At 70.1% G+C, this 13,206-nt stretch carries 14 protein-coding genes and 1 pseudogene; 8 read left to right on the top strand and 7 right to left on the bottom strand.

Going from position 1 to position 13,206, the window contains the following annotated elements:
• Positions 1 to 726, bottom strand: a 726-nt coding sequence (locus ACWD11_RS17710; protein WP_451283931.1) for a class I SAM-dependent methyltransferase, incomplete at its 3' end; no start/stop codon positions are given.
• Between the two features lie 63 nt (positions 727 to 789).
• Here ACWD11_RS17710 and ACWD11_RS17705 point away from each other — a divergent pair.
• Complete coding sequence (locus ACWD11_RS17705; protein ID WP_451283930.1) at positions 790 to 1,434, top strand: TetR/AcrR family transcriptional regulator; 645 nt, start codon at positions 790 to 792, stop codon at positions 1,432 to 1,434.
• Between the two features lie 387 nt (positions 1,435 to 1,821).
• Here ACWD11_RS17705 and ACWD11_RS17700 read toward each other — a convergent pair whose 3' ends face one another.
• From ACWD11_RS17700 to bla, 5 genes are all read right to left on the bottom strand, one after another.
• Positions 1,822 to 2,184: an AfsR/SARP family transcriptional regulator gene (locus ACWD11_RS17700; protein ID WP_451283928.1), complete on the bottom strand. Its 363-nt coding sequence runs from the start codon at positions 2,182 to 2,184 to the stop codon at positions 1,822 to 1,824.
• Positions 2,185 to 2,206: 22 nt separating this feature from the next.
• Positions 2,207 to 3,160, bottom strand: a complete 954-nt coding sequence (locus ACWD11_RS17695; protein WP_451283926.1) for a threo-3-hydroxy-L-aspartate ammonia-lyase — start codon at positions 3,158 to 3,160, stop codon at positions 2,207 to 2,209.
• Positions 3,157 to 3,873 carry a helix-turn-helix transcriptional regulator gene (locus tag ACWD11_RS17690; protein WP_451283924.1) on the bottom strand — a complete coding sequence of 239 codons (717 nt, stop codon included), beginning with the start codon at positions 3,871 to 3,873 and terminating at the stop codon, positions 3,157 to 3,159. Before ACWD11_RS17690 ends, ACWD11_RS17695 begins: the two co-directional genes overlap by 4 nt.
• Positions 3,863 to 4,258, bottom strand: a complete 396-nt coding sequence (locus ACWD11_RS17685; protein WP_389417380.1) for a RidA family protein — start codon at positions 4,256 to 4,258, stop codon at positions 3,863 to 3,865. Before ACWD11_RS17685 ends, ACWD11_RS17690 begins: the two co-directional genes overlap by 11 nt.
• A 109-nt stretch (positions 4,259 to 4,367) precedes the next feature.
• Entirely contained in the window at positions 4,368 to 5,285 is a 918-nt protein-coding gene (gene bla / locus ACWD11_RS17680; protein WP_451283922.1) for a class A beta-lactamase, read from the bottom strand.
• Positions 5,286 to 5,531: 246 nt separating this feature from the next.
• Here bla and ACWD11_RS17675 point away from each other — a divergent pair, with 246 nt between their 5' ends.
• Complete coding sequence (locus tag ACWD11_RS17675; RefSeq protein ID WP_451283920.1) at positions 5,532 to 6,074, top strand: sigma-70 family RNA polymerase sigma factor; 543 nt, start codon at positions 5,532 to 5,534, stop codon at positions 6,072 to 6,074.
• A gap of 314 nt (positions 6,075 to 6,388) precedes the next feature.
• Here ACWD11_RS17675 and ACWD11_RS17670 read toward each other — a convergent pair whose 3' ends face one another.
• Entirely contained in the window at positions 6,389 to 7,942 is a 1,554-nt protein-coding gene (locus tag ACWD11_RS17670) for a M28 family metallopeptidase (protein ID WP_389417378.1), read from the bottom strand.
• Positions 7,943 to 8,146: 204 nt separating this feature from the next.
• On the opposite strand from ACWD11_RS17670, the gene ACWD11_RS17665 reads away from it, so the two are divergent.
• The 6 genes and pseudogenes from ACWD11_RS17665 (at position 8,147) to ACWD11_RS17640 (ending at position 13,163) form a co-directional block, all read left to right on the top strand.
• Positions 8,147 to 8,680 (top strand): VOC family protein, encoded by a 534-nt coding sequence (locus ACWD11_RS17665; RefSeq protein ID WP_451283918.1) that lies wholly within the window; start codon positions 8,147 to 8,149, stop codon positions 8,678 to 8,680.
• A 69-nt stretch (positions 8,681 to 8,749) separates the two neighbouring features.
• Positions 8,750 to 8,833 (top strand): annotated as a pseudogene (locus ACWD11_RS17660) (alpha/beta hydrolase); the annotation flags it as partial.
• Positions 8,834 to 9,024: 191 nt separating this feature from the next.
• The gene (locus ACWD11_RS17655) at positions 9,025 to 9,609 is read left to right on the top strand and encodes a redoxin family protein (protein WP_389417376.1); all 585 of its coding nucleotides are present in this window, start codon (positions 9,025 to 9,027) and stop codon (positions 9,607 to 9,609) included.
• Between the two features lie 5 nt (positions 9,610 to 9,614).
• On the top strand, positions 9,615 to 10,478 hold the full coding sequence (locus tag ACWD11_RS17650; RefSeq protein WP_451283916.1) for a cytochrome c biogenesis CcdA family protein: 864 nt from the start codon (positions 9,615 to 9,617) through the stop codon (positions 10,476 to 10,478).
• A gap of 184 nt (positions 10,479 to 10,662) precedes the next feature.
• Positions 10,663 to 11,052: a hypothetical protein gene (locus ACWD11_RS17645; RefSeq protein WP_389417374.1), complete on the top strand. Its 390-nt coding sequence runs from the start codon at positions 10,663 to 10,665 to the stop codon at positions 11,050 to 11,052.
• Positions 11,053 to 11,129: 77 nt separating this feature from the next.
• Positions 11,130 to 13,163 carry a flotillin family protein gene (locus tag ACWD11_RS17640; RefSeq protein WP_451283914.1) on the top strand — a complete coding sequence of 678 codons (2,034 nt, stop codon included), beginning with the start codon at positions 11,130 to 11,132 and terminating at the stop codon, positions 13,161 to 13,163.
• Positions 13,164 to 13,206: the final 43 nt, after the last annotated feature.

Here is a 13,206-nt window from a genome sequence, read left to right as displayed (position 1 = left end):
CGACATCAGCCTGACCGACCCGTCCCACCGACATCCGGTCCGCAAGCGGCCCGGATGCTGCCGCCTGCCCTCCCGAACAACGATTTTCCGATCAGCCTCGGCGGGGGTCACGTCGATGTCGGTGAACCCTGCGGCGGTGAGGACTTGACGGATACGCGCGGGGTCCAGGAGCGAACCCATACCCCTGGCGGCGGGGGACGCTTCACGCAGGAACGGTGAGAGCGCGGCGGTCGCACGGGCGTAGGCACTGTCCGGGCCCCCGGGCTGAGGGCCGAGGAACGCGAGTCGCCCCGTCGGCGCGAGCGTGTGCCTGAGATGAGTGAAAGCCGCGATGTGGTCGCCGAAGAACATGACGCCGCCGCGGCTGAGGAGGACGTCGAACCCGCTACCGGGGAACGGATGCACCTGGGCGTCGCCCTGCTCGAAGGTGACGTTGCCGATGCCCTCCGCGGCGGCATCGCGTCGGGCGCGTTCCAGCATGGGTGCGGACAGGTCGATTCCGACGGCGTAACCGTCGGACGCCTGCCGCGCGGCGATGCGGGTCGTCTGGCCGGTGCCGCAGCCGACGTCGAGGACCCGTTCGCCGGCCGCGATGCCCGCGGCGGCGAACAGAGGCGCGTTGAAGGCGCCCATCATCGCGTCGTAGCGCTCGGAGTGTTCGGCCCAGTGGATGCCCTCCCAGTCGTTCCATGCCTCGGCCTGCTGACGGTTGGCGATGGCGTGCATGACTCTCCCCTCCATTGACTAGAGTTGAACTCTAGAGTCCGACTCTAGATATAGACTCCAGTCATGACTGAGGTCAAGGGAAAGCGGGGCGACAAGGCCCGAGAGACACGGCGGCGGATCATCGACGCGGCCGCCGACCTGTTCGTCGAGCAGGGCTACGGGGCGACCAAGCTGCAGGAGATCGCCGACCGGGCGGGCGTGGCGGTGCAGACGATCTACTTCGTCTTCCGGAACAAGCCCACCCTGCTCAAGGAACTGGTCGACGTCGCGATCGCGGGAGACGACGACCCCGTGCCCACGATGGACCGGCCGTGGTTCGCGGAGGTCACGACCGCGCCCACCGCCGAGTCCGCCCTGGCCGCACTGGTCACCGGCACCCGCCGGACACTGGAACGGGTCGCAGCCATCGACGAGATGGTCCGCGCCGCGGCAGCGACCAACCCGGAAATCCGGGAGCTGTGGCCCCAGCGGACCAACCCGCGGTACACAGTGATCTCGACAGCCGCGAGGGCCCTGACCGAGAAGCCCGGCGCCCGCCCCGCCCTCTCCGCCACAGAGGTGGCTGACATCGTCTACGCCTTGCTCAGTCCGGAGCTCTTCCTGGTCCTGACCCGCGACCGCGCCTGGCCGCCGGACAAATGGGAGCGATGGGCCTACGACACCCTCCGCTCTCAGCTGATGGTCAGCGGTCAGGACTCATCCCCCTGATCAAGATCAGAGAGACAGGACAGGGCCCTGGTCCGGCAATCAGCAAGTGAGCAGGAAATCGGTCTGCCGTGTGAGCAGTGCCCGGGACGACGATGCCGTTCGTCAGGGTGACCGCCTGCAAGGGGGAAGCAAGTGACCGGGACCGTGCAGATGCTCGGAACGCATCGGCCGACCACACGCGAAACGCACGCCGCCCGACCCGACCCGGTCCGCTCCGCCCGTGGACGTGCTCGGCCAACGGCAAGAGCTGCGTGAGGTGGATACCGCGCTGGCACTGTGGCGCGGGGAACCGTTCTACGACGCCCAAGGCCGCCGCTTCGCCCAGGGCGAGTCGTGTCGGATGTGGTAACTGCGCGCGCACGCCGAGGAGTTGCGGGCGCGTGTGCGTCAGTAGAGCGTGTGCGCGAGAGCCGTCCCGGAAGCGGACGCCCACGGCGTGGGGTCGGGTCCGGGGGCGCCGAAGACGTCGTGCCGGAGGATGCTTTCGTGGACCCGGCGCAGCTCCGGCCCGGGGTCCGTGCCGACCTCTTCGGCCAGGGTGCGGCCTACCGTCTCGAAGCGGCGGAGTGCCTCTGCGGCTCGCCCCGAGGCGTACACAGCAGTCAGGAGCCCGTAAGAGGCGCACCCTCGCGGCAGTTGTGCCCCTGTACGGATACCGGTGGCACCAGGCCGACGCGCAGAGCCGGATGGCCACCGACACCCAGCCGACCTGACGGGATACCGGCACCTCGGCCTCGGTGCCCTCGCCACTCCCCCACTGGAAGCGCAGGTGTCAGCCGAGAAGCTCGGCGAACCGGCGGGCGTCGATGTTGCCGCCGGAGACGATGACTCCGACGCGGCGGGGCAGCGGATCGATCCGGCCCGCCAGCAGCGCGGCCAGGGGCGTGGCGCCACTGGGTTCCATGACGGTCTTCATGCGCTCGAAGGCGAAGCGCATGGCGTCCCGGATCTCGTCGTCGCTGACCAGGACGATGTCGTCCACGAGCTTCTGGTTGAGGGAGAAGGTGAGTTCTCCGGGGATGTCCGCGGCCTGTCCGTCGGCGATGGTCCGCGGCACCGGCACGGAGACCCGCCGGCCCGCCTCCAGCGAGCGCTTGGTGTCGTCGCCGTCTTCCGGCTCGACGCCGATCAGGTTGATGCCGGGCAGCAGCCCCTTGGCGGCGGTGGCGCTGCCGGCGATCAGCCCGCCGCCGCCGACCGGGACCACCAAGGCGTCGAGGTCGCCGACCTCCTCGATCAGTTCGAGGGCGGCGGTGCCCTGGCCCGCGATGACGTCGGGGTGCTCGTAGGGCGGGATGAGGGTGAGCCCTCGGTCGGCGGCGAGCGCCTCCCCGATGGCGACACGGTCTCCGGTGTAGCGGTCGTACGTGACCACTTCGGCGCCGTAGCCGAGCGTGGCCTCGACCTTGGAGCGTGGGGTGTCCTCGGGCATGAGGATGACCGCCGTGGTGCCGAGTTCGCGGGCCGCCAGCGCCACGGCCTGGGCGTGGTTGCCGGAGGAGTAGGCCGCGATGCCCCGGGCGACCTGTTCGGGGGACAGCCGGGAGGCCGCGTTGTAGGCACCGCGGAACTTGAAGGCGCCGATACGCTGCAGGTTCTCGCACTTGACGTGCACCTCGGCGCCCACCAGGGCGTCCAGAGTGCGCGAGCGCAGCACCGGGGTGCGGTGCGCCACTCCCTCGATCCGCGCGGCGGCGTCCTGTACGTCGGTCAGGGTGACCGTCATGTTCGTTCTCCGTTCCGATGGGTGTGCCGGCTCCCGGTGCCGTCCTGGGGCGGCGCGGGAGCGCTGGCCCGGGCTTGGGCGAGGTAGTTGTACGCGGACGCCCGGGAGATGCCGAGCCGTTCGGCGACCCGTTGGGTCACGCCGCGGACCGCGAAGACGCCGTCGGCGTCCAGCGCGCCGAACAGGCGCAGGCGTTCGTCGCGGTCGAGGGCGCTCCAGGGCTTGCCCTGGCGCAACTGATGCGTGTCGACGAGGGAGTCCACCACGGAGTCGATGTCGTTGCCGAAGGTGGTCGTGGGCACCGGAGCCGCATCGGCCGCCCCGGCGAGGCCCGCGATCAGGGCGCCCGCCTGGTGCACGGCGGTGACGTCGAGGTTGACGCACAGGGCGCCGAATACGGTGCCGGCCGAGTCGCGCAGCACCATGGTGGACGACTTGACGAGCTTTCCGGTCTGCGTGCGGGTGACGTAGTTCAGCTCGTCGGCGGCCTCGTCCCCGCGGGCGACGAGGCCCATGCCGATCTCGCTCATCGCCCCGCCCACCTGACGTCCGGTGACCGAACCGGCGATGGCCACGACCGAGCGATCCGGACGCCGGAAGTCGTGCAGGACCACTTCGCAGAAGGACCCCAGCGTGGCGGCGAGGCCGTCGGCCACCGGGGTCAGTGCCACGAGGATCGCGTCCTGCTCCCGTACCCGCTCCTCAGACGGCATCGGTGGCCCCGGCGGACGTCCGCAGGTGGGCGAGTGCCTCGATCTCCACGCAGGCTCCGTACGGGAGCGCCGCCACGCCGACGCAGGAGCGGGCGGGCCGGGGCCGGTCGAAGAAGTTCCCGTAGGCGACGTTCAGGCGGTCCCGATCGGTGACGTCGGTCAGGTACACCACGACCTGGACGACGTCCGCGCGGGTCGCGCCGACCGACCTCAGCGCCTCGTCCAGGTTGGCGAACGCCCGGGCGCACTCGGCCTCGAAGCCGCCCGGCACGAGCACTCCCGCCTCGTCCACCCCCAGCCGCCCGGACACCGCCACCAGGTCGCCGCTGCGGCGGGCGACCGGATAGGGGTGATCGTCGGTTTCGCTGACTTCTGTGTACGGCATCTCGCGCCTCCCGATGACAGGCGCCTTCGCCGCCCGGCAACTATCTGGACTGCAAATCTAGCACTTGGACTGAGATTCCAGAAGAGCGTCGGTCGGCCGAGAGCCCCGCTCAGCCAAGGGCCTCGGTGATGACGGCCGCCGCACGGGCCAGCAAGGGCTCGTCCGCCGGCGCCTCGGGGTCCGGCCGGGTGGACAGGACCGCCAGCACGACCGGCTCCCCCTGGGGCGTCCAGGCCACGCCGACGTCGTTGGTGGTGCCGTACTCCCCGGTGCCCGTCTTCTCCGCGACCGTCCAGTCCGCAGGGAGGCCGGCCCTGATCCGGTTGTCGCCCGTGGTGTTGGCCAGCAGCCACCCCGTCAGGCGTTCCCGGTCGGCGGGGGCGAGCGCCCGGGTGAGCACGAGTCGCGCGTACGTCTTGCCGATGGCGAGCGGGGAGGTGGTGTCCGTGACGCGGCCGGGTTCGGCCGAGTTCAGCTCCGGCTCCCAGCGGTCCAGGCGGGTCACGTCGTCACCGAGCGAACGGCAGAAACACGTGACGGCGGTCGGGCCGCCCAGCTCCCGCACCAGCAGGTTCAGGGCGGTGTTGTCGCTGTGGGTGATGGTCGCGGCGCACAAGTCTTCGACCGTCATCCCGTGGGCCAGGTTCTCGGCAAGTCCGGTGACCGGGGCGTACCCGGATCGTGTGACGTCGTCCGATCCGTACCGGATGACCTTCGCGAGGAACGTTCCGTCCCGGTCGAGGTCCCGGAGCACCGCGGCGACGGCGGGCGTCTTGGCCACCGAGCAGATGGGGAACCGCTCGTCGGCCCGATGGCGTACCGTCTCGCCGGACACCGTGTTCCAGGCGAACACCCCGAGCCGGGCTCCGTGCCGGCGTTCCAGGGCCCGCAGTGATCGCACGGCGTCGTCCCGGCGCCCGGTGGCGCTAGCGGCCCCGGGCATGACGGGGCCGCCCGCGAGGGCCGCGGCGGCGCCGGCGAGGAGCAGTGAGCGACGGGTCCAGGTCTTCGTCGTTGTGGCTCGCACGTGGTGTCCCTTCACAGATCACGGCCGGACTCGCGGATGCGCCGGCCCGCTGGTTCCACGCCGTCGGCGGACGAAGGGTTCATGACGGCGCCTGAAAAGAACGCCACGCGTCACTGTTCTGTGACGGTCACACGCCACCACGCGCAGCTGACTGGCGGGCCGAACAGGGACGATATGCAGAATTGATCAATCACTCACCCATATCGGTCTTGGACTGGTCGCTCAGGGCACTGGTCTGCTCTGCCCATGCCACTGCTGACCACTGCGGACGAGCAGCGTGACCGGTTCATCGACGAGCTGTACGAGCAACACGGAGGATCGACAGTGCGGTACGCCGCCCGGCTGTTGGGCGGCGATTGGCACCGGGCCGAGGACATCCTCCAGGAGGCGGCCCTGCGCGCCTGGAAACACGCCTCGGCTCTCGGCATGAACGCGTCCGAGGTCAGACCATGGCTGTGGACCACCGTGCGCAACCTGACGATCGACCACCATCGCGCCGAACGGCGGCGCCCCGCGGACTGCACGCCGCTCGCCACCCTCGACCTGTCGGTACCGGATCCGACCGATCAACTCCTGCGGGGCCGGCTGATCCTGGACGCCCTGTCAGACCTGCCCGAACAGCAGCGCCAGGTGATCTGCCTGCTCTACTACGGCCAGTTCAACGCGGCACAGGCCGCCGAACACCTGGGCATTCCCCTGGGCACCGTCAAGTCGCGGTCGTACTACGCGCTGCGCGCCCTGAGGCGGGCCCTGGAGGCGCGGGGCGCGGCTGCGGACCTCACCCGCTGACGTGAGATCCGTGACTCCTCACACGGGCGGCGCGTCCGGAACGGGCAACGGCGTGCCGCTCAGTTCGTGCTGCCGGAGCAGTTCGGCGACCCTTTCGACGCCAGAGGTGAGGTGGCGGCGCCAGGTGCTGAAGAACAGATCGAGCCGTTCGGCCGCCGTCTCCTGTGTGGGAGGGCCGGGTCGACGGCCGCCTCGGCCGGGCCGCCGGTACCGGCCAGGAGCTGACCGACTTCCTCGCGGAGCACGCCGGGCGGGGCTCCCCTCGCGGATGCGGCCCCCTGACGAGGGCCGCACCACACCGGTCCGCGGACCGTCTACTCGGTCACGTGCGCGTGGCCGTCGTGCAGGCCGCCGCCGCTGCCGGAGTCACCGTCCGTGGGGACGGACTCCACCGGCTGGGTGAGCGGTGCGAGGTCGTACGCGTAGTGGCCGACGGCATCGGCGATGACGTCGATGTTGACGTCGAACGCCCGCATGTTGATGTTGTCGATGTCGTCACCGGGGGCGTGGTAGTTCACGTCGTACGCCACACCCGCCTCGCCGCCGAACTTCGCGGCCTGCGCCTCGGTCTTGATGCCCTCCGCGCCCGTGAAGGTGCCGCCGGAGGGGATGCCGACCTCGATGAACGGGCCGTAGTCGGAGCGGCCGGTGAAGTCGGTGCCCTCGTGCGGGATGTTCTTGGAGTCGAGGAAGTCGTTGATGCCCTTCTCCAGCTGGGCCGAGCCCTCGGGGCCGGGGCCGGCGCCGGTGGCGTCGGAGTCATCGCCGTCGTAGACGAAGTAGGCGGCGTTCGGCGAGGCGATCATGTCGAAGTTCAGGTAGAGCTTGATCTGCTTCTTCTGCTCTTCCGTGAGCGAGGCGACGTACGCCTCCGAGCCGACCAGGCCGAACTCCTCGGCCGACCACCAGGCGAACTTCACCTTGTTCTTGATCTTGTCCTGGGACTTGGCCAGCTTCTGGGCGACCTGGAGGATGCCGGCCGAGCCGGAGCCGTTGTCGTTGATGCCCGGGCCGTCGGAGACGGAGTCCAGGTGCGCCCCGAGGAAGACGGTGTTGTCCTCGTCACCGCCACGGGTCTCCGCGACGACGTTGAACGTCGTGCGGTTCTCGCGCAGTTCGCGGATGTCGAGGGTGACCTTGACGGGGCCCTTGGCCGCCTCGGCGGCCAGCGCCTCGCCGTCGGCCTGGGTGATGCCGCCGGTGGGGATCTTGCCGGACGTCGCGTCGCCCATGGTGCCGTTGAGCGCGCCCTCGGTGTTGTTGTAGATCACGGCGCCGACCGCACCCGCCGCGTGGGCGTTGGCCTGCTTGGCGGCGAAGGTGCAACCGCCGCGCTTGATCAGGGCGATCTTGCCGGTGAAGGCGCCGGCGGCGAAGTCGGCGGGTTCGCAGCCGTTGGTGCCGTCGGCGTCCACGGGAGCGACGGCCACGTCCGCCGTGACGCCGCCCTCGGGGCTGCTGACGGTGTACGTCATCAGCTGGATGGGGATGTCGCGGGGCGTGGGCGAGACCACGGTGAGGGACTCGGCGATGTCGTCGGTGTAGACGAAGTCGAATTCGTGCCGGGAGACCTCGTAGCCGGCGGCCTTGAGCACCGCCTCCACGTAGACGGCCGACAATTCATGGCCCCTGCTACCGGCCACTCGGGTGTCGCCGTTGTGGTCCGCTATCGCCTGAAAGGCTTTCAGGTGGCGAAATGCGTTGGTGGCTGTGGACTCCTTGACGAGTTTCCTCGCCAGTGCGTCACCCCGATGTGACCAGCTCGCGTTGTCGGCATCCGCGGTGGCGGGTCCGGCGACGAGCAGGGGGGAGACGAGTGCAGCGGCGGCCAGGGTGGCGGTCACCGCGACTCTGTGACGTGCGGACATAGTGGTCCTCTCACGGCAGTTCAACAGGCAGATCGACGGTTCGGGAGAACACGGTCGAGGCACGTTAACCCCATGACTGCCCACTGCCAAGACGAAGTTCAACTTCGGGGACCATTGGTGCCGCGCCCTGTGATCTAGGACGGAATGTGACCTACTCGGCTCCTACGGTTGCTGTCGTCAGCCAACATCAGCGGAAGGACCACGATGTCCCAGCAGACCAGCACCGCGCCGAAGGGCTACACCAGCGTCGCGCCCTGGGTCGTCACCGATGACACGGGGGCCCTGCTCGACTTCATTGCGCAGGTGTTCGAAGGTGAGGAACTGGCACGGGTGCAGACCGAGGACGGCTTGATCGGGCACGGTGAGATCCGAGTGGGTGACACCGTTGTGCTGGCCTTCGACCGACGCCCCGACTGGCCCCCCATGCCGAGCCTGCTGCGTGTCTTCGTCGCCGACGCGGACGAGGCGTTCTCGCGTGCCGTCGAAGCCGGCGGCCAGGTCGTCACGTCCCTGCTGGACAACGCCTTCGGACAGCGCGGAGGGCGGATCAAGGACCCCTTCGGCAACATCTGGTGGGTGACCAGCCACGTCGAGGACGTCACTGAGGAACAGGTGTGGCGGCGTCTGCAGGATCCCGTGCACGCCGAGGGCATGCGGGTGGCTCAGGAGACGCTCGACGTCGAACTCAGCGGTCGCCGCCATGGACGGAGCAGCGCACCCGTCAAGACCGCCGGTTGACGGACTGCGGCCTGGCGTCGGCGCGGCGGGTCCGCAGCGACCTCGGCGAGGGTCGGGGGCCCGGTGTACGGCTACGCGGTGGCCTCCATCGACACCGCCGGATGCGGCGACCGGCCTCTCTCCGCCGCCAACCTGCTAACCCGCGCCGACCTCCCGGCCACGGGCCCAGTCGGCCTGCGACGTCAGGCGGTGCCGCCACCCGGGCACCGCCTCCCGCACGCTGCCGGACGCCGCCTCAGCCCAGGGCACCGCAGGCCGACGTCATCGAACCGTAAGATCGCCGCCCTGCCCTGCGAGGCCCAGGAGACCTACAGTCGCAGCAGCCCACAACCAGAGGAGTCCTCATGCGCGCCCGCGCCCTCGTCCCGGCCGCCTTGGCCGCCGCCCTGCTGACCATGACCGGCTGCGGTTCGGACGGCAGTTCCGGCTCTGGAGGCGACTCGGCGCCGAAAGCCTCCTCCCCGGCCTCATCCGCCACCGGACAAGCCTCCCCGTCGGACGCGGGCGGCGCGGGGACCGCGGTTCCCGAGGCGCTGACCTTCTCCGGCACCACCGTGGACGGCGAACCCTTCGACGGCAAGACCCTCGCAGGCAAGCCCACCGTGCTGTGGTTCTGGGCGCCGTGGTGCCCCAAGTGCCGCGCCCAGGCCGCCGAGACCGCGAAGGTCGCCGCCGACTACGCGGGCAAGGCCAACGTGGTCGGCATCGCGGGCCTCGACACCAACGCCGCCATGAAGGACTTCGTCGCCGAGACGGACACCGCCTCCTTCCCCCACCTGTCCGACGAGGACGGTGCCCTCTGGAAGCGGTTCGAGGTCACCGAGCAGAGCCGCTACGTCATCCTCGACAAGGCCGGCAAGACCGTCTACGAGGGCGTCCTGCCCGGTGGCGAGGGCCTGGCCGACAAGGTCGCCGGGCTCACCGGCTGAACCCCATGTCCGACCTGCCTCTCGTCCTCGCCCTCGGCGCGGGCATGCTCGCCGCCGTCAACCCGTGCGGCTTCGCCCTGCTCCCCGCCTACTTGTCCCTGCTCGTCCTCGGCGACGACTCCCCCAGCCGCGCGGTCTCCCTCGGCCGCGCCCTGATCGCGACCGCCGCGATGACGGTCGGCTTCGTCGCGCTGTTCGGCATCTTCGGCCTGGCCGTGCAACCCGTCGCCGGTCAGGTGCAGCAGCATCTGCCCTGGTTCACCATCGGCTTCGGGCTGCTCATGGCGATCGCGGGTGCCTGGATGCTCGCCGGGCGACAACTGCCCACCCTGGCGCCGAAGATCCGACGGGCACCCACCGTCACCCGCTCCCTGCCCTCCATGATGCTCTTCGGCATGGCCTACGCCACCGCCTCGCTGGGCTGCACCATCGCACCGTTCCTCGCCATCGTGGTCTCCGCCTTCCGCAGCGGCTCCACCGGCGAGGGCGTCGCCCTGTTCGCGGCCTACGCGGGCGGGATGGGGCTGGTCGTGGGCATCGCCTCGCTCACCGTCGCCCTGACCCGCGCCACCGCCGTCACCCGCCTGCGCCGCATCGGCTCGTTCGCACCCCGCCTCGGCGGCGCTCTGCTCCTCCTCGTGGGCGCTTACGTGGCCTACTACGGCTGGTACGAGATCCGCGTCCAGGACGACCCCACGGTCCAGGACCCGGTCATCGACGCGGCGGGCACCGTTCAGCGCGCCATCGCCGACGCCCTGGACGCCGTAAGCCCGGCGATGGCCCTGCTCGTCTTCGTCGGTCTGCTGATCGCAGTGGTCGTGCCGCTGCGGCTGAGGCAACGCCGCCTGCGGCAACGGCAGATCGTCTGAGCATCACCCCGCCCAAGCCACCGAAGCACCAACCCACCCGGCCGCAGGCCCAGGCCGCTGCAGGCTCCGGCATGCAGAACATGTCGAACACTGCCGGGATCCGGCAATGCACGGCCGTGGGCCGGTCGGCCAGCATGGGGCGAGGACAGCACGGCGGAACGCTCAGGTGAGGGGGGATCGGGACATGCGAACCCTTCTGGTTGCCGCCACGGGGCTTCCCACGATCCTGCTGACCGCGGCGCTCGTCGTGGTCGTGTGCTTCTGGCTGCTGGTCGCCGTGGGCGTCACCACCCCCGACAGTTTCGACACGGACGTGGATCTGCGGGCACAGCGCCTGAGCGGCGTGCCGGTCGCGGTCGCCTTCACGCTGCTGACCGTGGTCGGCTGGGCCTTGAGTGTCGGGGCGACCGTCGCCCTGACCGCGGTCGCGCCGCAGGGACCGGCCACCGGGCTGCTGCGCCTGGCCGTCCCCGTGGGGGCGCTGTTCGTGGCCTGGCCCACCACCTGCTGGATCGTACGGCGGTTGCACCGCCTCTCCCCGGACGAACCGGGGCCTTGGCATCCCGCGGCCTGAGCCGCGGACGTCGCCTCCTTTCCCCTCTCGCGTACCTGCCTGTCGCCTCAACTCCGCTACGCCTCAAGGACGTATCCATGACTGCCATGATCCTGGGCGTCGGCGTGCTCGTCGCCGTCTGCCTGCTCGTCGTACTCGTCGTCGCCCGGTTGTTCCGCAAGGTGGAGCAGGGCAAGGCGCTGATCGTGTCCAAGATGCGGAAGGTCGATGTGACCTTCACCGGACAAGTCGTGCTGCCGGTGCTTCACAAGTCCGAGGTGATGGACATCTCGGTGAAGACCATCGAGATCACCCGTGCCGGCAAGGAGGGACTGATCTGCAGGGACAACATCCGTGCCGATATCCGGATCTCGTTCTTCGTGAAGGTCAACAAGACCGTCGAGGACGTCATCAAGGTCGCCCAGGCTGTCGGCACCGCGCGGGCGAGCGACCGGAACACGCTGCAGGAGTTGTTCCACGCGAAGTTCTCCGAGGCCCTCAAGACCGTCGGCAAGCAGCTGGACTTCACCGACCTGTACACCAAGCGCGAGGAGCTGCGGTACCGGATCATCGAGGTCATCGGCGTCGACCTGAACGGGTATCACCTGGAGGACGCGGCGATCGACTACCTGGAGCAGACGCCGATCACCCAGCTCGACCCGGCCAACGTCCTCGACGCCCAAGGCATCCGCAAGATAACCGAGTTGACGGTCGTGGAGCACGTGGCCACGAACGAGGCGCAGCGCACCGAGGAGAAGGAGATCACCCGGCAGAACGTCGATGCCCGCGAGGCGATCCTGGAGCTCGAACGGCGCCAGGTGGACGCCGAGATCAAGCAGCGGCGGGAGATCGAGACCGTACGGGCGCGGGAGGAGGCCGAGACGGCGCGGGTGGTGGAGGAGGAGCGGCTGCGGGCGCAGTCCGCGTTCCTGAGGACGGAAGAGCAGCTGGGCGTCCAGCGCGAGAACCAGGCCCGCGAGGTCGCCGTCGCCGCGAAGAACCGCGAGCGGGTCATCGCCATCGAGAGCGAGCGTATCGAGAAGGAACGTCTCCTCGAAGTCATCGCGAGGGACCGGGAGACCGAGCTGACCCGGATCGCGGCCTCGAAGGAGGTCGAGGCGGAGAAGCGGGAGATCGCCGAGGTCGTCCGCGAGCGGGTCGCGGTGGACCGTACGGTCGCCGAGCAGGAGGAGTCCATCAAGAAGCTGCGTGCCGTGGAGGAGGCCGAGCGGCGGCGGCAGTCCGTGATCATCGCCGCCGAGGCCGAGGCGCAGGAGAGGCTGGTCAAGGACATCAAGGCCGCGGAGGCCGCCGAGCAGGCTGCCACCCACCGCGCGGCGGAGGAACTCTCCCTCGCGGAAGCGCGGTTGCAGACCGCCGACCTGGACGCGCAGGCCAAGCTGCGGCTCGCTGAGGGCGTTCAGGCGGAGGCCGCCGCGGAGGGCCTGGCCGCCGTCCAGGTCCGCGACAAGGAGGCCGAGGTCATCGAGAAGGCCGGCCGGGCGGAGGCCGAGGCCGCCGAGGCGCGGATGCGGGCCGAGGCGGAGGGCTCGCGGGCCAAGGCGCTCGCCGAGGCCGTGGGCATCGGCGAGAAGCTCAAGGCGGAGGCCGCCGGTCTCACCGAGAAGGCCGCGGCGATGGCCGCGCTCGACGAGGCGTCCCGTACCCACGAGGAGTACCGGCTGCGGCTGGAGGCCGAGAAGGACGTCCGGCTCGCCGGGCTCGACGTGCAGCGGCAGGTCGCCGAGGCGCAGGCCACGGTCCTCGCCACCGGTCTGGAGAACGCCGACATCAGCATCGTCGGCGGCGACTCGGTCTTCTTCGACCGCCTCGTCTCCTCGATCGCGCTGGGCAAGGGGCTCGACGGGTTCGTCCAGCACTCCGAGACCGCCCAGGCGCTCGCCGGGCCCTGGCTGGACGGTACGGCGAGTTTCACGGACGACTTGGGCCGGATGCTCGGCCAGGTCTCCACGGCCGACGTGCAGAACCTGACTGTCTCGGCGCTGCTGATGAAGCTCATGAAGTCGGGCGGCGCGAACTCGGGACAGCTCCAGCAGCTGCTGGACAAGGCGGGCGAGCTGGGTCTCGCCGACACCTCCCTCGTCGCCCTCAACGGCAACGCCAAGGGCTGACCGGTGCCTGGTCCACAACTGCCGCACGGGGGACGGCAGTTGC

The organism is Streptomyces sp. NPDC002776, assembly GCF_053592195.1.
Note: the sequence above shows the minus strand (reverse complement) of the source record. Positions and strands in the feature narration are given on the sequence as shown.

Bases quoted from the DNA above. Each gene is read 5' to 3' on its own strand.
- ACWD11_RS17705 (WP_451283930.1), top strand. From the start codon at position 790: ATGACTGAGGTCAAGGGAAAGCGGGGCGACAAGGCCCGAGAGACACGG.
- ACWD11_RS17695 (WP_451283926.1), bottom strand. From the start codon at position 3,160: ATGACGGTCACCCTGACCGACGTACAGGACGCCGCCGCGCGGATCGAG.
- ACWD11_RS17690 (WP_451283924.1), bottom strand. From the start codon at position 3,873: ATGCCGTCTGAGGAGCGGGTACGGGAGCAGGACGCGATCCTCGTGGCA.
- ACWD11_RS17685 (WP_389417380.1), bottom strand. From the start codon at position 4,258: ATGCCGTACACAGAAGTCAGCGAAACCGACGATCACCCCTATCCGGTC.
- ACWD11_RS17675 (WP_451283920.1), top strand. From the start codon at position 5,532: ATGCCACTGCTGACCACTGCGGACGAGCAGCGTGACCGGTTCATCGAC.
- ACWD11_RS17670 (WP_389417378.1), bottom strand. From the start codon at position 7,942: ATGTCCGCACGTCACAGAGTCGCGGTGACCGCCACCCTGGCCGCCGCT.
- ACWD11_RS17665 (WP_451283918.1), top strand. From the start codon at position 8,147: ATGTCCCAGCAGACCAGCACCGCGCCGAAGGGCTACACCAGCGTCGCG.
- ACWD11_RS17655 (WP_389417376.1), top strand. From the start codon at position 9,025: ATGCGCGCCCGCGCCCTCGTCCCGGCCGCCTTGGCCGCCGCCCTGCTG.
- ACWD11_RS17650 (WP_451283916.1), top strand. From the start codon at position 9,615: ATGTCCGACCTGCCTCTCGTCCTCGCCCTCGGCGCGGGCATGCTCGCC.
- ACWD11_RS17645 (WP_389417374.1), top strand. From the start codon at position 10,663: ATGCGAACCCTTCTGGTTGCCGCCACGGGGCTTCCCACGATCCTGCTG.
- ACWD11_RS17640 (WP_451283914.1), top strand. From the start codon at position 11,130: ATGACTGCCATGATCCTGGGCGTCGGCGTGCTCGTCGCCGTCTGCCTG.